Source organism: Bradyrhizobium sp. MI1.11 (assembly GCF_055811255.1).
The window spans coordinates 24456-44214 of the sequence record NZ_JBVVPM010000009.1 but is presented as its reverse complement, the minus strand read 5'-3'; the positions used below and the strand labels follow the sequence as shown (position 1 = coordinate 44214).

Below are 19759 nucleotides of genomic sequence, written 5' to 3'. Positions count from 1 at the left end.
CGCCTGATCCCCAGCCGCTAAGCTCTTGGTCATAGCGGGGCACGAAAGCCGCGAACGATAGAGGGGTGACATGGGTATGGAAAGGGGCTCGTTTGCCGCAAGGCATGATTTCGACGCGCTGCCGCTCAGTCCGGATGTCGACGTCCGTCGTGCCCAATTTTCCGAAATCGCCGCGCTTTCGCAGCTGGCGCACCGGCTGGTGCCGGGCGTTCGGATCGGGGCGACTGAGCTTGCAAAATATTTCGCCTTCGATCCCGAGAGCATCCTGACTTTCAGCCGGAAGGGCAAGCTCGTCGGCGGCATGGCCTTCCTGTTTCTCAACGATCGCGGGCATGATGCGCTGCTGCTCGACGAGATCTGCCTCACCGCGCCCGAGACGTGCCATCTCGCGTCCGCGAAGGAAGACGTTTCCGCCATCTACATCTGGGCGATCGCGGCGACGGGGCGTGGCGTCGCCGGTCTCGGCAAGGCCGCGGCTCATCTTAGACAGCTAAGGTTTCGCAACGCGGATTGCTATGCGCAGCCGTCAACCGTGGCCGGACGCGATATCATGAAGGCGACAGGCTTCGAGCCTGTTCCAAGCTTCCAACCCGACCTCTGGTGCTACGAGCGGCCCTGGCATCGGCAGCCGATGCGCATGCCGGGCGCGATCATCCAAGCAAGGAGTTTTGCAGATGCACGGTACTAGGATTCCTCTCGCGAAGCCCGATTCCCGCGCCATCACCATTCGCCTCGCACGCGATCTCAGCGATCTCATGCTGGTCACCTCGATCCGCTCAGCCGTCTATCTCGCCGAGCAGGATTGCCCGTTCGACGAGGAGTTCGACGGGAACGACATGGTCGCCGCGCATTTCATCGGCTATGTCGGCAACGAGCCTGCGGGCTGTCTACGGGTGCGGTTCTTCGGCGATTTCGCCAAGGTGGAACGGCTTGCGGTGCGGCACCAATATCGGCGCTCGCGGGTCTCATTCAAGCTGGTACAGGCGAGCGTCGACTATGTGAAGCGCAAGGGCTTTCGCAAGATCTACGGCCAGGCGCAGGACCGGCTGGTCGATTTCTGGGCTCATTTCGGGGCCAAGCCGCTCGGTCACAATCGCAAGATCACCTTTTCCGACTTCTCCTACACGGAAATGCTGCTGGAGATCGAACCGGGCCCGGATGCCATTACGCTGGACAGCGATCCGTACGTGATCATCCGCCCCGAGGGCGATTGGGACCGGCCGGGCGTGCTCGACGCCTCGGCAGGACGGGCCGTGACGTCGCCGCTGCGGGACGTCGCGCTCGCTGGCCGTTGAAACTGCTGCAGCTGCGCGCAAACCCATGCTGGTTTCCGTCACAGACGATCCGCCGATCTTGGTCTGCGCGGATCTCCAGGTCGAATATCTGACCCCCGGACGTCGCCACGTCATCCTCGACGGCGATGCCGCCACGGCGCGCTGCGTGGAACTGCTGACGCTGTGGCGCGACAATCTCTGGCCGGTGATGCATCTGAAGCGCATCGCGCAGGCGGCCTGGTTCAATCCGGCATCCAGGCTGACCGATTGGATCGCGGAGGCGAAGCCGCGGCCGGGAGAAATGACGTTCGAGCACCCGCTGCCGTCAGCCTACAGTTCGTCGCGGTTTGTGGACTACATGTCCAATATCCGCAATGTCCGTTGCGTGCTCGCTGGCTTTTCCCTCGACGAAACTGTCTTGGCCACCGCTATCGACGGGTTTCACCGCAGCCATCGCTTCCAGGTGGTGGCCGACGCGGTGGCCTGCCGGCAGCCGGGGACAGGCGATGCTGCCGCCTATAAGCATGCAGTAGTGAATGTGATCGGGAATTTTGCTACAATCCAGTCCAGCGCCGAGCTGATCAGAACCGGCGGCGCCGTTGCGGTGTAGGCGGCCGCGATCGACGGATGGAGTGGGACATTGTCACGGGGAGATCAGCTCGAGGAGCTGGCAAGCGACCTGTCGCGTGCCGCCGAGGCGGCGCGCCGTCTTGGTCTGCCCACGACGGTGTATCTGCTCTCGATGGCGCTGGTGGAGGTGCGGGAGGCCGCTGCGGCCGATGGCGATGGGAATGACGACGGCGCGGCGTGACAGCTGCCCGATGTGCGGCTTTGTGCAACGCTGGTGAGCGCTTGCTGCCGACGAATTGACGTTGCAAGTTTTGCGCGGTGGCAATAGCCAAGGAGCTGGATCATCGAGTGATGACGCTGGCCGCGCCGGCGACGTGACGCTTTCAAGGATGCCCGCAAATGTCCATGTTGCCCAATTCGCAAGAGGCCCGGGATGTGGCCTATCAGCTCCATCCCTACACCAACGCGCGCGCCCATCAGCAGGCCGGTCCCCTGGTGATCGAGCGCGGCGAGGGCCCCTACGTGTTCGATGCGTCGGGCAAGCGCTATTTCGAGGCGATGGCAGGCCTGTGGAGCGTCGGGCTCGGCTTCAACGAGAAGCGGCTGGTCGACGCCGCGCACAAGCAGATGCTGGCGCTGCCATTCTATCATACCTTCTCCGCCAAATCGCACGGGCCCTCGATCGATCTCGCCGAGAAGCTGGTCGCACTTGCGCCTGTGCCGATGAGCAAGGTGTTCTTCACCAACTCCGGCTCGGAGGCCAACGACACCGTTCTGAAGTTGATTGCCTATCGCTCCAATGCGCTCGGCCAGCCACAGCGCAAGAAGGTGATCAGCCGGATGCGCGCCTATCACGGCGTCACCATTGCGTCCGCCAGCCTCACCGGCCTGCCGAACAACCACCGCTCTTTCGACTTGCCGCTCCCGAACATCCTGCACACGGGCTCGCCGCATTTCTACAAGGACGGCGCGCCCGGGGAGAGCGAGGAAGCCTTCGCGACGCGGCGAGCCGAGGAGCTCGATGCGTTGATTCAGAAGGAAGGCCCGGACACGATCGCGGCGTTCTTCGGCGAGCCGGTGATGGGCGCGGGCGGCGTCATCGTGCCGCCGGCGACCTATTGGGACAAGATCCAGAAGGTGCTGAACAAATACGACATCCTGTTGGTTGCCGACGAGGTCATCTGCGGCTTCGGCCGCACCGGCAAGATGTTCGGCTGCGAAACCTACGGCATCAAGCCCGACGCGATCGTGGTCTCCAAACAGATCACCTCGAGCTATTTCCCGCTGTCGGCCATCATGATGAACGATCGCATGTTCGAGCCGATCGCCGATGAGAGCAACAAGATCGGCGTGCTCGGCCACGGCTTCACCGCGGGCGGCCATCCGGTCGGCTCGGCGATTGCGCTGGAGAATTTGAAGATCATCGAGGAGCGGGGACTGGTTGCGCACGCCGCCGAGCTCGGTGGCTACATGCAAGGCAAGCTGCGTGAACTCACCAGTCATCCGCTGGTCGGCGAGGTCCGCGGTGTCGGCATGATCGCAGCGATCGAACTGGTGCTGGATAAGGCGCGCAAGACCGCGGCGGCAACGCCGGGCGCCGTCGGCGGCATGGCCAGCCGCATGCTGCAGGAGCGCGGCGTGATCTCGCGCAACATGCTCGACGCCATCGCTATCTGCCCGCCGCTGATCGTCACCAAAGCTCAGATCGACGAGCTGGTCGCGGCGATTTCAGGTGTGCTTGATGACATGAAGCCGGAAGTGGCGAAGCTGACGCCGGCGTAAGGGAAGCGTCAATGCAGGCGGAGCGTTCCGCCGCACCCACCCTGTTGTCCCGGCGAAGGCCGGGACCCATACCGCGAGGTCTCTCGATGGGGATGGTAGGAGCCCCGAACGACGAGTCTTCGCCAAACTCTTCCCTGGGGTGATGGGTCCTGGCTTTCGCCAGGACGACGCTGGGGAGAGATGGCGGCCTATTCCGCCCGCTGAACCCCGATCACGCGGCCTTTCTCGACCGCCAGCGCCAGCTCGCCGCGCTTCAGTTTCAGTGCGGCCTCGCCGAACAGCTCGCGGCGCCAGCCGCGTAATGCCGGCACGTCGGCCTCGTCGTCGGCCGCGATCTCCTCGAGATCGTCGACGGTCGCAATCACCTTGCTGGCGACCGCATGGCGCTCCGCGGTCATGCGCAACAGCACCTTCAACAGCTCGACGATCGCGGCGCCATTGTTATTGTTGCGCGGCTTTTCCAGCTTCGGCAGCGTCGCGTGATCGCGCGCCAGACCGCGCTCGACGGCGGCAACGATGTCGGCGCCCCATTTGGATTTCTCAAAACCCTTCGGCACGGAGCGCAGGTTCGCGAGCTTCTCGATCGTGTTCGGCGCGTGGGTCGCGATGTCGCTGACGGCCTCGTCGCGCAGCACGCGGCCGCGCGGCACGTCGCGGCTCTGCGCCTCCTGCTCGCGCCAGGCGGCGACCTCCATCAGGACCGCGAGGTCCTTGGGCTTGCGCACCCGCGTCTTGAGCCGTTCCCAGGCGCGCTCGGGGTGGAAGTCGTAGGTCTTGGGCGAGGTCAGGACCTCCATCTCGATCGAGACCCATTCGCTGCGGCGGCGCTTCTTGAGGTCGGCATCGAGGGCTGCGAACACGTCGCGCAGATGCGTGACGTCGGACACGGCGTAGTGCATCTGCTCCTTGGTCAGCGGCCGGCGCGACCAGTCGGTGAAGCGGTGAGTCTTGTCCGGGCGGTGTCCGGTGACCTTCTCGACCAGCGCGTCGTAGGCGATGCTGTCGCCGTAGCCGAGCACCATGGCCGCGACCTGGGTGTCGAACACCGGATGCGGGATGATGCCCGCCTGATGCCAGATGATCTCGATGTCCTGCCGGGCGGCGTGGAACACCTTCAGCACGGCCTCATTGGCCATCAGCTCGAAGAACGGCTTGAGGTCGATGCCCGCCGCCAGGGTGTCGATGACGATCGCTTCCTCGGCGCTGGCCATCTGCACCACGCACAGCAGCGGGTAATAGGTGGTCTCGCGCAGGAACTCGGTATCGACGGTAATGACGGGGTGCTTGGCCAACCGGCTGCAGGCAGCCGCAAGGTCAGCGGTGGTGGTAATCAGATCCATGAACGGCCCATGACAAGTCCATCAGCCGTTCTGCCGAAAGCGCTGTGATGTCAAGGGGCTCGAAGCGAATTCGAGCCTTGCATTTGGGCCGGAATCGCATTTACCGACGAAAATCCTATTCGTAGCGGACCCGCCGGGAGGGTTTGCGCGTACAAGGCAGGGCCACCACAACCACGCACATGGCGACCAAGGCCAGTCCCAGGAACTCGAAAACCAACAGATCCACGGCAAAACCCCTCAGAAACATTGCTAAACTTGTCTGGGGCGAATTGAGGGGCTGTTAATTCTCGTGGTTACCGGCGGAAGGCCGGGCCGGATGGTGGACGCGGGGTTAACGGGCGCGCCATGCCGTGCAGCGTCGTGGCATCCGGCGTCAGGTCATGAGCTTCGGCAGGGCGGCCGCCAAGGCGTCCACGGCGGCGCGAACTTTCGGCGGCATCCGGGGCGAGCGGGGCCAGAGCGCATGGCAGTCGTAGAGGAATCCCGGCTGACCACTCAACAGATTGATGAGTGTACCGGCGCGTAGGCGTTCGCGGACCAGCCAGTATGGCAGCCAGGCCAGTCCCATCCCCTGTGTCGCGGCATCCGCAATCGCATCGAGATCGTCGAACCTGAGCCTTCCCGCCGGCATGATTTCGCTCGGAGGCTGGCCCTTGCGGGGAAACAGCCACGGCCGGACGCGTCCGGAGCGGCGATAGATGATCGCCTGATGCTGGGCAAGATCGTCGAGCGATTTCGGCTTGCCGATGGCGCGCAAATACGAGCGCGCGCCGCACACCACCATGCGCTGGCTTGCGATGCGCCGCGTCTTCAGGCCGGATTGATCGTGCAGATCGCCGGTCCGGATCGCAAGATCATAGCGGCCCTCGATGATGTCAGCGATCGGGTCGCCGAACGAGAGATCGAGCTCCAGATCGGGATATCGTCGCGCAAGCTTCATCAGCAAGGGGGCGATGCAGTGCCGGCCGAGCAGGGCGGGCATGGTCACGCGGAGCCGGCCACGCGGCTCGGACAATTCGTCGGAAGCGACGGCGTCGGCGGCCTCGGCTTCAGCGAGCACAGTGCGGCAGCGCTCGTAATAGGCTTGGCCCGTCTCGGTCAAGCTCTGGCGCCGTGTGGTGCGGTTGAGGAGGCGGACGCTCAGGCGCTCCTCGAGGAAACGAACGTGCTTGCCGACCATTGGCCCCGACATTTCGAGCGCATCGGCGGCGGCGGCGAACGAACCCACATCGACCGCCTTGACGAAGACGGCCATGCTGGTCAGGCGGTCCATGATTGCAAACTCCTGGTTTCGACTGTTCGCCCCTCTGAACCCTTTATCCAGTGCCGCCCGGTTGCCATAGCTCCATTCAATTCAATTGTTTTGGAGTGTGTTCATGGCGCGCGTCGTTCGCTTCCACAGACATGGTGGCCCCGAGGTGCTGCGCATCGAGACCGTCGACGTTGCGCCGCCAGGGAGGCGCGAGGTGCAGATCAGGGTCAAGGCCCTTGGGCTCAATCGTGCGGAAGCGCTCTTGCGGAAGGGGACCTATATCGAGACCGCGACGTTTCCGTCCGGCCTTGGTCTCGAGGCCGCGGGCATCGTCGAGGCGATCGGCGAAGCCGTGAGCGGCTTTTTGCCGGGCGAGGCCGTCAGCATCGTGCCGCCCGTGTCGATGGTGCGATGGCCCGCTTATGGCGAGCTCATCACGTTTCCGGCGGAGTTCGTCGTGAAGCACCCGCCCGAGCTCGGCTTCGACGCGGCGGCCGCGGTATGGATGCAATATCTAACGGCGTTCGGCGCTCTGGTCGATATTGCTGGGCTAAAGCGAGGGGAGGCGGTGGTTATTACGGCGGCGTCGAGCAGTGTCGGGCTTGCAGCAATTCAGATCGCGAACCGGATCGGTGCGATCCCGATTGCAGTGACGCGAACCTCGATCAAGCGGCAGGCCTTGCGCGATGCTGGCGCCGCCGACGTCATCGCCTCGGTGGAAGAGGACATCCGGTCGCGCCTGGAGGACATCGTCGGCTCAAACGGCGTTCGCGTGGTGTTCGATGCGGTCGGCGGCCCCATATTTGAGCCGCTCACCGCCGCGATGTCGCCGGGTGGCGTTCTCATCGAATATGGCGGCCTGAGCCCCGAGCCGACGCCATTTCCGCTTTTCAGCGTCCTGACCAAAAGCCTGACGCTACGCGGCTATCTCGTGCACGAGATCATCCGCGATCCCGCGCGGCTTGCTAAGGCGAAGACCTTCATCCTCGACGGGCTGCGGGACGGTGCATTGCAGCCGATCATCGCCAAAACGTTTCAGTTTGAGGAGATCGTCGAAGCGCATCGCTATCTGGAGTCAAACGAGCAGTTCGGCAAGATCGTGGTAACGATTGGAGGACCGTAGGGTGGGTTAGCCGAAGGCGTAACCCACCACTTTTCTCACACGCGGAACTGCCTTGGTGGATTACGCCTTCGGCTAATCCACCCTACGAAGCTTCGAAGCCCTTACGGCAGCTTCAGCGACGTCTCCGCGTTGTACGGCTTGAGCGTCTCGTCCGCGGCCTTCTGGGCGGCCACGAGCGCTTCCTTCGGCTGCTTCTTGCCGTTGAGGACGAGCATGACCTCGTCCTCCAGCGTCTTGCGCACGGGTACGGTCTTGTAGGTCGCAAACCACGGTTTTGCGACCTCGAGCTGCTCGACGGCGGTCTTGGCGTCCGGGTTCTTGTTCAGGAATTCGACCATGTCGGGCGTCTTGTAGGCGGCCATGTTGGGGGCGAAATATCCGGTGGCGCGGCTCCACCAGCCGCTCTTCTCGGGCGAGGTCATCCACTTGATCAGCGTCCATGCGGCCTTCTGCTTGTCGGCTTCCTGGCCCGCCGGAACGATCAGCGAGGCGCCGCCGATCGGCACGGCGTTGCGGACGTTGCGCGGGATGAAGGCGACTTTGTAGGCGAACTTGGCGTTGTCACGCACATAGGTCAGCGAGCCCGTCGAGAGCATCATCATCGCGGCATTGCCGGAAATGAAGGAGGTGCTGACGGCCGGGCCAGGCGTCGCGCCGGGCGGGTGAACCTTGTGCTTGGTGACGAGGTCGTTCCACCAGGTCAGCGCGCCCAGCATCGAGGGCGTGTCGTAGTAGACCTCGCCGCCGAACTCCTCGTTGTAGTAGCGCCCGCCATTGGTCATGGTGAGCGTTTCCATCATCCAGCCGCAATAATCGTAGGCGCAGGGGATCGCGATGCCCCATTGGGTCACCTTGTCACCCTCGCGCTTGGTGAGCTTCTTGGCCCAGTCGGTCAATTCAGCCCAGGTCTGCGGCGGCTTGCTCGGATCGAGGCCCGCTTCCTTGGCCTTGTCGGCGTTGATGTAGAGCAGCGGCGTCGAGTTATGGAATGGCACGCCGTAGACTGAGCGGTTGATCACCGCGTTGCCCTGCAGCGCCGGAAAGAACTGGCCCAGAAACTGCTCCTTGGTGGTGCCGTCGGCGGCGATCAAGGGATCGAGGTTGGTGAGCTCGTTCTCGATCTGCATATCGAGCAGGAAGTTCGCCGACATGATCACGGCAGCCGGCGGCTTGCCGGCCTTGATCGAGGCGCGCGTCTTGATCAGCGTGTCGTCATAAGAGCCGGTGTAGACGGCTGTCACCTTGATCGCGGGATGGGTCTCGTTGAACTCCTTGATCAAGGTGCCCATGTCGCGGGCGAGCTTGCCGTCGACGGGGACGGGGAAGAACAGGTCGATCTCGGTCGGGCCTTCGGCCAGCGCCGGGAAGGTGAGGGCGCTTGCCAAAGTGCCTGCAATGGCAAGGCCAAGCATGATCCTGCGGGAAAACAGCATCGAGAAATCTCCTATTTGATGCCTGAGGTGACGAAAGAGCTGATGAAGCGTTTCTGGAAGATCAGGAAGGTGATGAGCAGCGGTGCGATCACCATCAGCGTGCCGGCGGCGATGGTGCCCCAGGCCTGCGTGCCTTCCGCGGTCGCGGTGAACACCGAGAGTCCCACCGTGAGCGGCCGCTTGTCCGGCGAGTTGATCACCATCAGAGGCCACAGGAAGTCGTTCCAGTGGCTGGTCACGGAGATGATGGCGAAGGCCGAGAAGCTCGGCATCGACAGTGGCACGTAGATGTGGCGGATGCGCTGGAGCAGGCTGGCGCCGTCGATCAGGGCAGCGTCTTCCAGCTCGGTCGGGATAGCCTCAAACGCTTGCCGCATCAGGAAGGTGCCGAAGGCGGAAGCGAAGAACGGCATCATCACGCCGGTGAGCGTGTCGTAGAGGCCGAGCTGCGCCACCAGGCTCAAATTGGGCACGATCAGCAGCACCGGCACCAGCATCAGCTGCATCAGGAACAGATAGAAGATCAGCGATTTTCCGGTGAAGTCGAGCCGGGCAAAGGCAAAGCCCGCCAGCGTGATCGTGACGACCTGCACCAACAGGATGCCGGTGCAGATCATGATAGTGTTGAGGGTGTAGCGCGGGAAATCGCCGATCTCCCAGGCGTCCCTGACATTGTCGAGCGTCGGCTTCAGGCTCGGCATCAACTCGGCCATCAGATTGATGCCGTCGGATGCCGGGCGCAGCGTCGCCACGCCCATCCACAGGAACGGGATCAGCCAGACGACCGCGAGCAGCACGGTCAGCGCAAAGCCGAGCTTTGGCGTGATCTCGCGGCGGGTGGCGAGCGGGGCGTCCTTGAAGAGCTTACCGATCAGCTTCATGCCCCGCCCTCGCGGTTCGCCATGGTCCGGAAGGAGAGCGCGGTGAGGCCCATCAGCGCCGCAAGCGTCAGCAGTGTCGCTGCCGAGGCCTTGCCGATGTCGTAGTGCTCGACCGCCTGCTGGTAGATGTAGAACAGCACGAGATTGGTCGCGTTGGACGGCCCGCCTTTGGTCATGACGAAGACGTGGTCGACCTGCGTGACCGCGTTGAGTGTGGCGATGACCGTGACGAACAGGAAGGTGGGCTTGAGCTCGGGCAGGATGATGTGGCGCAGCCGCTGGTACGGCCCTGCGCCGTCCAGATGGGCGGCTTCCATGACATCTTCCGGCACCGCCTGGAGGCCGGCCAGGAAGAACAGCATGTAATAGCCGGCGTTCTTCCAGATCGTGATGACCATGATGGCATAGAGCGCGATGTCGGAATCGCCGAGCCAGTTCGGCAGCACCGGCAGGAAACGGCCGATGTAATAGTCGAGCAGTCCGACATTGGGCAGAAAGATGAACAGGAACAGCGCGGAGGCCGCGACCATCGGGATCAGCACCGGCAGGAACAGCGCGGCGCGCAGTGCACTGGTCAACGCGTTGGTGCGCGACAGCGCCAGCGCGAACAGCAGCGCGAGGCCAATGCTCGGGATCGCCGTGCCGACGGCATAAACGAGATTGTTGACGACCGCGCCGGTGAAGGCGGGGTCAGCAAGCACCGCTGCGATGTTGTCGAGACCGACGAAACGAACCGGCGCCCTGGGCGTGGCGCGCTGATAGAGCGCGTCGACGAGGACGCGGCCCATCGCACCGTAGGTGAACAGCGCGAGGAAGACGAGCGAGGGCAGCAGCAGCAGATAGGCGGGCAGGGAGGTTTTGAAGCGGTGAGAAAACCGATTCAGGATATGCAGGCGCGGCGGCGCCGAGGCCGCGACCGGGAGAGCCGCGGGTTCTGCGAAGCTCATCTCATCGCGCCGGGAAATTGAGCGCATAGTCGCGGCCGTCCACTCCCGCCGGTGGCTCGAAGGGAAAGCGCAGACTGGTGTCGAGGAAGTCGTGGCTGTGCACGACCAGGTTCTCGCCGTCGATCAGCACCACGCCGTAGGCCGGCGGCTCGTGGCTGGCGAGATGCTCGGCCGCGGCAGCGTCGAGCTCGAACCAGACCTGGTGGTTTGTGCCGCGAAGCGTCGAGAACGGGATCTTGCCGTAGCTGCCGAAGATCGGCCGGTGCACGTGGCCGAAGAAGAGGTGGCGGATGCGCGAGCGATAGGGTGCGATCACCTCGGCGAATTCGGCGCTCTGTGCCAGCGAGATTTCGTCCATCGCATGGACGCCGACCGTGAACGGCGGATGGTGCATGAACACGACGAACGGCATGTCGGCCGGCGCGGCCGCGAGCGTGCTCGCGAGCCAGCCGAGGCGCTTGGCGCACATCTCGCCGGCATGGCTGGTCTCGTCCAGCGTGTCGAGGAAGACGAACAGCCCGTGCTCAGTGGTGCGGGTGCCCTGCACGAAGCCGTTGGGATCGCGCGGCGCCGCCTTCAGGCTATCGAGGCAGGTGACGCGGCGATCGTGGTTGCCGACCATGGCGATGTAGGGGATTTTCAGCGCCGCCATTGCGTCGGTGAAATTGGCGTAGGATTCAGCCTCGCCCCAATGGGTGAGGTCGCCGGTCACGACCGCGAAGGCCGCGTCGGCGTGATGCTTGTTGATGTCGGCAATCGCAGCATCCAGTCGGGCGCGCGGGTCGAGGCCATAGAGCTTCAGCCCGGGATTCGCGAGATGCGTGTCAGTGATGTGGATGAACTTGAAAGGCATGGCACTTGTCAGGATCGTTGGAGGGTGGGCGCCTCCGGCAAGACGACCCTGACAGGCCGTTAGAGTGCGAGTGTTTCAGTTTGATGACAGCGGTTCCGGTGGCGCGAGGCGTCCACAAGCTCGGCTTAGTACGCCTTCGGCTAATCCACCCTACGCACCGAGTTCGTCGCTACGTCCCGCAAAACGTCTGCAGCACCCGCTGGTCCGGCAGCGGGGGATCGGCGTAGGCGGCGTAGTCCGGCTGGTCCTCGAACGGCTTCGCCAGCACCTTCACCAACTCCTCGAACGGCGCGTAATTGTCATCATTTACCGCCGCCTGAATTACGGCCTCGACGCGGTGATTGCGCGGGATGAACATGGGATTGACGGCATGCATGGCGGCCTGCCGTTCGGCTCCGGTTTGCGGCTCCAGCACCGTGCGCTCGCGCCAACGTCCCGCCCAGTCGTCGAACGCGTCGGGGTCCATGAACTGCGCGCGGACGTCGGCGATGCCGGTCTCGTCAGCCGCAGCATCACCAAGCTTGCGGAAGGTGAGGGTGAAGTCGGCCTGGTTCTTGGCCATGGCATCCAGCAGGTCCTGGATCAGCGCGTCGTCGCCGTCGCGGTCCGTGAACAGGCCGATTTTCTTGCGCAGGCCCGCCTGATAGGTGTCGCTGAACGTCTCGGAGAAGGCGCCGAGAATGTCCTGGGCCTCGGCAACCGCCTTTTCCTGATCGTCGGAGAACAGCGGCAGCAGGCATTCGGCAAGCCGCGTCAGATTCCACAGCGCGATGCGCGGCTGGTTGGCGTAGGCATAGCGGCCCATCTCGTCGATCGAGGAAAACACCTGCGACGGATTGTAGGAATCCATGAAGGCGCACGGACCGTAATCGATCGTCTCGCCGGAGATGGAAGAGTTGTCGGTGTTCATCACGCCATGGATGAAGCCGACAAGCAGCCAGCGTGCGACCAGTTCGGCCTGGCGCGCGACGACGCCGGACAGCAGCGCGTGATAGGGCCGCTCGGCGCCAAGCAGCTCCGGATAATGGCGGGTGATGACGTGGTCGGCGAGCCGGCGGACCGCCTCGGTGTCGCGGCGGGCAGCGAAGAATTGGAAGGTGCCGACGCGGATATGGCTCGAGGCGACGCGCGTCAGCACCGCGCCCGGCAGCGCCGTCTCGCGCAGCACATGTTCGCCCGTGACGACGGCCGCGAGCGAGCGCGTGGTCGGAATGCCCAGTGCGAACATCGCCTCGCTGACGATGTATTCGCGCAGCACCGGCCCGAGCGCGGCACGGCCGTCGCCGCGGCGGGAGAACGGGGTGGGGCCCGAGCCCTTGAGCTGGATGTCGCGGCGGACGCCGCTCTTGTCGATGACTTCGCCGAGCAGGATGGCGCGGCCATCGCCGAGCTTCGGCACGAAATTCCCGAACTGGTGGCCGGCATAGGCCATGGCGATGGGATCGGCCCCGGCGGGAACTGTCTTACCCGCCAGGATTTCGGCGCCCTCAGGGGTCTCCAGCACATCAGGATCGAGCCCGAGTTGGACCGCCAACGGCCGGTTCAGCTTGATCAGCCGGGGCGCTGTCACGGGCGTCGGTGCGACCCGGGCGAAAAAGCTGTCCGGCAGCGCCGAATAGGAGTTCTGGAACGGGAAATGGACTGTCATGGCCTCAAGATAGGCGTGGAACGCCGGATGGCAAAGGCTTGGGGCCCGATCGGGCAAAAATGGGCACTTCCAGCCGAAAACAGGGCGTTCCCTTGGTTGCCGCCTTGGGCCTCGTCGGCTAAACCCTGCCGCAACTTCGGACCGGTCGTTTCAGGCCGTCCGATTCGATCCTCAGACATCATTTTGGGACGACCATGCATCGCTACCGGTCACATACATGCGGCGCGCTCCGCGAGAGCAACATCGGCGAGACGGTCCGCCTTTCGGGCTGGGTCCATCGCGTTCGCGACCATGGCGGCGTGCTGTTCATCGACCTGCGCGACCATTACGGCCTGACCCAGTGCGTGGTCGATCCGGACTCGCCGGCGTTCTCGCAGGCCGAGAAGCTGCGTTCGGAATTCGTGGTCAAGATGGATGGCAAAGTCCGCCGCCGCCCCGAAGGCACCGACAATGACGATCTGCCGACCGGCAAGATCGAGATCTATGTCAGCGAGATCGAGGTGCTGGGCCCGGCCGGCGACCTGCCGCTGCCGGTGTTCGGCGACCAGGAATATCCCGAGGACATCCGCCTGAAGTACCGCTTCCTCGACCTGCGTCGCGAGAAGCTGCATCAGAACATCATGACGCGCGTCGAAGTCATCAAGTCGATGCGCAGGCGGATGGAGGGGCAGGGCTTCTTCGAGTTCAACACGCCGATCCTGACCGCGTCCTCACCGGAGGGCGCGCGCGACTTCCTGGTGCCCTCGCGCATCCATCCCGGCAAGTTCTACGCGCTGCCGCAGGCGCCGCAGCAGTACAAGCAGCTCCTGATGATGTCGGGCTTCGATCGCTACTTTCAGATCGCGCCCTGTTTCCGCGACGAGGACCCGCGCGCCGACCGCCTGCCGGGCGAGTTTTATCAGCTCGACGTCGAGATGAGCTTTGTCACGCAGGAAGATGTCTTCGCCGCGATGGAGCCTGTCATCACGGGCGTGTTCGAGGAATTTGCCAAGGGCAAGCCGGTGACCAAGGGCTGGCGCCGGATTCCTTTCGCCGAGGCGCTGCGCAAATACGGCAGCGACAAGCCGGACCTGCGCAACCCGATTGAGATGCAGGACGTCTCCGAACACTTCCGCGGCTCCGGCTTCAAGGTGTTCGCGCGGATGTTGGAGGACCCCAAGAACCAGGTGTGGGCGATCCCGGCGCCGGGTGGCGGCTCGCGCGCCTTCTGCGACCGCATGAATTCATGGGCGCAGGGCGAGGGACAGCCGGGCCTTGGCTACATCATGTGGCGCGAGGGCGGCGAGGGTGCCGGTCCGCTCGCCAACAACATCGGTGCTGAGCGCACCGCCGCGATCCGCGCGCAGATCGGCGTGAAGGAAGGCGATGCCGCCTTCTTTGTCGCCGGCGATCCCGACAAGTTCTGGAAGTTTTCAGGGTTGGCCCGCAACAAGGTCGGCGAGGAGCTGAACCTCACCGACAAGGAGCGGTTCGAGCTGGCCTGGATCGTCGACTTCCCGATGTACGAATACAACGAGGAGGACAAGAAGGTCGACTTCTCGCACAACCCGTTCTCGATGCCGCAGGGCGGTCTCGATGCGCTCAAGGGCCAGGATCCGCTGACCATCAAGGCGTTCCAATACGACATCACCTGCAACGGTTACGAGATCGCCTCGGGCGGAATCCGCAACCACGTGCCGGAAGCGATGGTGAAGGCGTTCGAGATCGCAGGGTACGGCGAGCAGGAAGTCGTCGACCGCTTCGGCGGCATGTACCGCGCCTTCCAGTACGGCGCGCCGCCGCATGGCGGCATGGCCGCCGGCGTCGACCGCATCGTCATGCTCTTGTGCGGCACCAACAATCTGCGCGAGATCTCGCTGTTCCCGATGAACCAGCAGGCCATGGACCTCCTGATGGGCGCACCGTCGGAGCCCAGCCCCAAGCAGCTCCGCGAGCTGCACGTGAAGGTGAATCTGCCGCAGAAGTGAAGCTTGCGCGGGAAGATGTCCGTGCCCCGGACGCAGCGCAGCACGCAGTGGTGCGCAGCTGAGCCGGGGCCCATGTCTGAGCGAGCAGCAGGCTTCTGGATCCCGGCTCTGCGCAGCAGCGTTACACGCTGCAGCGCGTCCGGGACACGAAATCCAACTACAGCCCCGTCGACGTCTCGATCCTGAACTGCGCAAGCGCGCTCTGTGGGTCGGTTTGCAAGAGCTGCATCAATTGCATCAGCGGTGCCTTCGCGCGCGGGGACAGCTTAATGGAAAGCGTCTGGCCCGGCGTCTCGACGAAGCGGGCGATCGCGTCCACGGCCGCGTTCGCATCCGGATTGGCGGAAGCAACTTGCTCGCGTTTAGCCTTGATGCTCTCGACGAGCGCCTGGCGTGCGGTATCGCGGCTGACCTTCTGCATGCGCGCGAACTGTGCCGCGACGAGATCGACGACGCCGCTGTCGCGCAATGAGAATTCGAGCGTGCCCGCCTCGATCCGGGCCGCCTGGCCCATGAGCTGGGCGGGATCGGCCGAAAACACCTCGCGTGGTACGTTGCCGAGCGCGATACGCAATTGCGCTCTTGCGATGCCTCCGATGTCGAGCGTCGCGGGCGTCAGAACGAAGCTGTTGGACTGTTCGGTCCAGGCAGCGCCGAGATCGAGGTCGACCGCGAGCTTGTCGATCCCGCTGGCAATCAATGGAAGCTGTTTTGGATCGGATGGATCGGCCAGCGTGACAAATTTGGCAACCACATGCGCCTTGCTCGGGATCGAGCCGACCAGCTGCCCCCAGTCCAGACTCAGTGTGTCGATCGTGACCAGCTTCTTGGTATTCTTGTACGGCGCGGACACGCCCTTGATCTCCGCGCCTGCGAGCACGCTAAACAGGCCCAGCATCTGAGCCGGCGAGGGCGGCTGTCCGGGATGGGTGAGGCTCGCTGCCCACCGCATCAGGTTCGTGATGCTGAGCGATTTGAGTGCGAAGCGCTCCACCTTGATTTGCCCTTGCGGCGTCGGCGCATCCAGGCCTTCGAGCGCGAACCCGCCTTCTTGGTATCTGATGGCCCTGAGCCGGGGCGTCCCTTGCGGGGTCGTCATCGACATGGTGCCGATCTCGAGCTTGCCGACGCGAAGGCCTTCATAGAAACCGGCGAGCTTTTCCATCAGATTGCGCGATTGCGCCGGCGTCGGCGGGACCGTGCTGTCCGCCGGAAGCAGCGCCAGGATCTCGGCCGGCCGGAATTTCGATGGCTGCACCGCGATGTCGGTGATGGCGATCCCGTCGACCTGCATCCGGATGCCGAGCGTCGACGTCACGACATAAGTGCCGGTGGACATCTGCCCGTAGACACGATGATAGCTGTCGTCGTTCGCCTTCTGGGGATCGAGCGCGGCGGCGATCGCGGTCGAATCGAAATCATTGATGATGATGTCGGACACCTCGCCAGTCAGCTTGTCCGCCTTGCCTGGCTGCGGCACGTTGATCGTGAAGCTGGCGCGCTCCGCCTTGATCGCGGCGATCTTGCCTTGGGCGAGCTTCTGGATCGCGAGACCCGAATAGGCGACCTCGCCACTACCTCCGGCGCTTCTGCCCGCATCGAAGGCGAATGCGAGGGTCGGCGCTATGACGGAGGAAGCCGTCACATTTGCGTACTGATCGAGCGCGAAGCGGTACATGTCGATCAGGGAGCCTGACGTCGGCGCGTTCTGAGCATGAATGGGACCGACGTAGTCCCGCATGGTCAACTGCGGGACCTTGTAGGAGACTTTCAGCTTGCCGGGGCCGACCTCGTCCAGCGCGACCTCGAAGCCGGAGATATCGATGCTGTCGGCCGCGAAGCGTGTCTCCTCGACCTGGCGAATGCCGACGCCCTTGATAGCGGCGATCTTGACATGAGCCTGCGGCTGGTTGGCAGGCTCAACCGCGATATCCTCGATCGTCAGCGTCCGGGTCACGAGATCGAACGCCACCTTGCCGTGGCTCGCCTTGCCGCCACTGGCGCGGATCTGCTCGAAGGCCGCCTCGATCTCGGCGGCGACGCGATGCTGAACGTAGAAGCTGAAGCCGAACCATCCGCCCGCGGCCATCACGGCCACGACGATCAGGCCGATCAGGATTCGCTTCATTCCCAGCTCCAGTTGCTCGCGTTGCAGGACGCAACCTGCCATATTCGCAAAGCAACGCGCGGTCCAGAGAAAGTGAGCGCTATCAGATATTTGACTGCGCGCCCTGTTGATGGGGCCGCAATCGGATGTTGCCACCGGGGCGCCCGGCGTGCTTCATCCCGTTTCCATGACCCGGAAATACCAACCCAAGGCAAGCCGGTCAGGACAACGTAGTTTGAGGCCGGTAACGCGAGGCAAGACACCGCATGTCGTCCTATTCTGATGATCTCCACCAGGCGGCGCTGGCCTATCATCGGCTGCCGCGCCCCGGAAAGCTCGAGATCCAGGCGAGCAAGCCGCTCGCCAACCAGCGCGATCTCGCGCTGGCCTATTCGCCCGGCGTCGCCGCCGCCTGCATGGAGATCGCCAAGAACCCGGCGGAAGCGGCGACGCTGACGATCCGCTCCAATCTGGTCGCCGTGGTTTCGAACGGCACCGCCGTGCTCGGCCTCGGCAATATCGGCCCGCTGGCCTCGAAGCCGGTGATGGAGGGCAAGGCGGTCCTGTTCAAGAAATTCGCCGGCATCGACGTGTTCGACATCGAGATCGCGGCCGACACCATCGAACGCGTGGTTGAGACCGTGGCCGCGCTCGAGCCGACCTTTGGTGGCATCAATCTCGAGGACATCCGCGGACCGGAATGCTTCGAGATCGAGGCGCAGCTCAAGGAGCGCATGAAGATCCCGGTCTTCCATGACGACCAGCATGGCACCGCGATCATCGTCGCCGCCGCGATCACCAACGGCCTGCGCCTGAACGGCAAGAACCTGTCGGACGTCAAGATCGTGGCATCGGGGGCAGGGGCCGCCGCGCTCGCGACACTGAACCTGCTGGTGTCGATGGGCGCTCAGCGCAAGAATATCTGGGTCTGCGACATCGACGGCCTTGTTCACGAAGGCCGCAACACCACGATGGACCGTTGGAAGGCGGTCTATGCGCAGAAGACCGACAAGCGCACGCTGGCCGACGTGATCGGCGGCGCCGACATCTTCATCGGCCTCTCCGCACCGGGCGTGCTCAAGCCCGAGATGGCCAAGGCGATGGGCGACAAGCCGCTCATCATGGCGCTCGCGAATCCGACGCCGGAGATCATGCCGGAGGAGGCGCGCAAGGTGCGTCCCGACGCCATGATCTGCACCGGCCGCTCCGATTATCCGAACCAGGTCAACAACGTCCTGTGCTTTCCCTTCATCTTCCGCGGCGCGCTCGATGTCGGCGCCAGCGCCATCAACGAGGAGATGAAGCACGCCGCCGTGGAGGCCATCGCGCAGCTCGCGCGCGAGGCGCCGTCCGATGCGGTCGCGCAAGGCTTCGATACCGGGGAGACGCAAGGGTTTGGCCCGGGCTCACTGATTCCGAGTCCCTTTGATCCGAGGTTGATCCTGCGCATCGCGCCGGCGGTGGCGAAGGCCGCGATGGAATCGGGCGTCGCGACCCGGCCCATCACCAATTTCGACGAGTACACTGCGCTGCTCGAGCGCTTCGCGTTCCGCTCCGGCCTCGTCATGAAGCCGATGTTCGCGAAGGCCAAGACCCAGCCGGTGCGCGTGATCTACGCCGAAGGCGAGGATGAGCGCGTGCTGCGCGCGACCCAGGTGGTGCTGGAAGAAAAGCTGGCGACGCCGATCCTGGTCGGACGCCCGTCGGTGGTCGAGGCGCGCATCAAGCGCTTCGGCCTGTCGATCAAGGCCGGCAAGGACTTCGACCTCGTCAATCCCGAGGACGATCCGCGCTACCGCTCCTACGTGCAGTCTTATGTCGAGGTCGCCGGCCGCCGCGGCGTGACGCCGGATGCGGCGCGCACGGTGGTGCGCACCAACAACACCGTCATCGCGGCGCTCGCGGTGGTGCGCGGAGAGGCGGACGCCATGCTCTGCGGCGTCGAGGGCCGCTACATGAGCCATCTGCGCCATGTCCGCGAGATCGTCGGGTTTACGCCGGGGATCAGCGACTATGCGGCGCTGGCGCTGCTGATCACGAGCAAGGGCGCCTTCTTCATCGCCGACACCCAGGTGCGGCCCAATCCGAGCGCCGAAGAGCTCGCCGAGATCGCCTCGCTCGCGGCGGTCCACGTCCAACGCTTCAACATCAAGCCGAAGATCGCCTTCGTCTCGCATTCGGATTTCGGCAGCTACGACACGGAATCCTCGCGCAAGATGCGCCGGGCGACCCAACTCCTGAAAGAGAAGCATCCGGAACTCGAGGCCGACGGCGAGATGCAGGGCGACACCGCGCTCTCGGCCGCCGCGCGCAAAATGGTGCTGCCGCACTCGAACCTCGAGGGCGAAGCCAACATCATGATCATGCCAAGCCTCGACACCGCCAACGTCGCCTACCAGATGATCAAGTCGCTGGCGGACGCGCTTCCTGTCGGCCCGATCCTGATCGGCCCGGCGCGCCCGGCCCACATCCTCACCCCGTCGGTGACGGCGCGAGGCATCCTCAACATGACCGCGGTGGCTGTGGTGGAAGCGCAGGAGCGCGCGTCGCGGCAGCAGCCAACGTTGTTTACCTAAGGCGGG

At 64.2% G+C, this 19759-nt stretch carries 16 protein-coding genes; 8 read left to right on the top strand and 8 right to left on the bottom strand.

The window, feature by feature from the left end:
• Positions 1–70: 70 nt before the first annotated feature.
• The 5 genes from AC0L30_RS11680 to AC0L30_RS11660 all read left to right on the top strand — a co-directional run bounded on the left by AC0L30_RS11680 (position 71) and on the right by AC0L30_RS11660 (position 3626).
• Entirely contained in the window at positions 71–688 is a 618-nt protein-coding gene (locus AC0L30_RS11680; protein WP_219683172.1) for a hypothetical protein, read from the top strand.
• Positions 675–1295: a GNAT family N-acetyltransferase gene (locus tag AC0L30_RS11675; protein WP_007591919.1), complete on the top strand. Its 621-nt coding sequence runs from the start codon at positions 675–677 to the stop codon at positions 1293–1295. The genes AC0L30_RS11680 and AC0L30_RS11675 overlap by 14 nt, the downstream gene beginning before the upstream one ends.
• Before the next feature lie 25 nt (positions 1296–1320).
• On the top strand, positions 1321–1884 hold the full coding sequence (locus AC0L30_RS11670; RefSeq protein ID WP_473404328.1) for an isochorismatase family protein: 564 nt from the start codon (positions 1321–1323) through the stop codon (positions 1882–1884).
• Positions 1885–1914: 30 nt separating this feature from the next.
• Entirely contained in the window at positions 1915–2085 is a 171-nt protein-coding gene (locus tag AC0L30_RS11665) for a hypothetical protein (protein ID WP_007591915.1), read from the top strand.
• 158 nt (positions 2086–2243) lie between these two features.
• Positions 2244–3626, top strand: coding sequence for an aspartate aminotransferase family protein (locus tag AC0L30_RS11660; protein ID WP_007591914.1), 1383 nt, complete (start codon positions 2244–2246; stop codon positions 3624–3626).
• 188 nt (positions 3627–3814) lie between these two features.
• Here AC0L30_RS11660 and rnd read toward each other — a convergent pair whose 3' ends face one another.
• A complete protein-coding gene (rnd, locus tag AC0L30_RS11655; protein ID WP_007591909.1) occupies positions 3815–4966 on the bottom strand; it encodes a ribonuclease D in 1152 nt (383 codons plus the stop codon).
• A 373-nt stretch (positions 4967–5339) separates the two neighbouring features.
• On the bottom strand, positions 5340–6239 hold the full coding sequence (locus AC0L30_RS11650; RefSeq protein WP_473404327.1) for a LysR family transcriptional regulator: 900 nt from the start codon (positions 6237–6239) through the stop codon (positions 5340–5342).
• Between the two features lie 103 nt (positions 6240–6342).
• Between AC0L30_RS11650 and AC0L30_RS11645 the strand changes: the two genes are divergently transcribed.
• Positions 6343–7341, top strand: coding sequence for a zinc-dependent alcohol dehydrogenase family protein (locus AC0L30_RS11645; protein ID WP_007591905.1), 999 nt, complete (start codon positions 6343–6345; stop codon positions 7339–7341).
• 101 nt (positions 7342–7442) lie between these two features.
• Here AC0L30_RS11645 and AC0L30_RS11640 read toward each other — a convergent pair whose 3' ends face one another.
• The 5 genes from AC0L30_RS11640 to AC0L30_RS11620 all read right to left on the bottom strand — a co-directional run bounded on the left by AC0L30_RS11640 (position 7443) and on the right by AC0L30_RS11620 (position 13103).
• Positions 7443–8774, bottom strand: a complete 1332-nt coding sequence (locus AC0L30_RS11640; protein WP_473404326.1) for an ABC transporter substrate-binding protein — start codon at positions 8772–8774, stop codon at positions 7443–7445.
• 11 nt (positions 8775–8785) lie between these two features.
• Positions 8786–9655, bottom strand: a complete 870-nt coding sequence (locus AC0L30_RS11635) for a carbohydrate ABC transporter permease (RefSeq protein WP_473404325.1) — start codon at positions 9653–9655, stop codon at positions 8786–8788.
• Positions 9652–10602, bottom strand: coding sequence for a carbohydrate ABC transporter permease (locus AC0L30_RS11630; protein WP_035992818.1), 951 nt, complete (start codon positions 10600–10602; stop codon positions 9652–9654). Before AC0L30_RS11630 ends, AC0L30_RS11635 begins: the two co-directional genes overlap by 4 nt.
• Before the next feature lies 1 nt (position 10603).
• Positions 10604–11455 (bottom strand): phosphodiesterase, encoded by an 852-nt coding sequence (locus tag AC0L30_RS11625; RefSeq protein ID WP_007591896.1) that lies wholly within the window; start codon positions 11453–11455, stop codon positions 10604–10606.
• A gap of 169 nt (positions 11456–11624) precedes the next feature.
• The gene (locus AC0L30_RS11620) at positions 11625–13103 is read right to left on the bottom strand and encodes a protein adenylyltransferase SelO (protein ID WP_473404324.1); all 1479 of its coding nucleotides are present in this window, start codon (positions 13101–13103) and stop codon (positions 11625–11627) included.
• A 194-nt stretch (positions 13104–13297) separates the two neighbouring features.
• Here AC0L30_RS11620 and aspS point away from each other — a divergent pair, with 194 nt between their 5' ends.
• Positions 13298–15070 (top strand): aspartate--tRNA ligase, encoded by a 1773-nt coding sequence (aspS, locus tag AC0L30_RS11615; protein ID WP_354163435.1) that lies wholly within the window; start codon positions 13298–13300, stop codon positions 15068–15070.
• A gap of 157 nt (positions 15071–15227) precedes the next feature.
• Here the strand turns inward: aspS and AC0L30_RS11610 are convergent, their stop codons facing one another.
• Complete coding sequence (locus tag AC0L30_RS11610; protein ID WP_473404323.1) at positions 15228–17198, bottom strand: hypothetical protein; 1971 nt, start codon at positions 17196–17198, stop codon at positions 15228–15230.
• Positions 17199–17443: 245 nt separating this feature from the next.
• Here AC0L30_RS11610 and AC0L30_RS11605 point away from each other — a divergent pair, with 245 nt between their 5' ends.
• A complete protein-coding gene (locus AC0L30_RS11605) occupies positions 17444–19753 on the top strand; it encodes an NADP-dependent malic enzyme (RefSeq protein ID WP_007591886.1) in 2310 nt (769 codons plus the stop codon).
• The last annotated feature ends 6 nt before the right edge of the window (positions 19754–19759 follow it).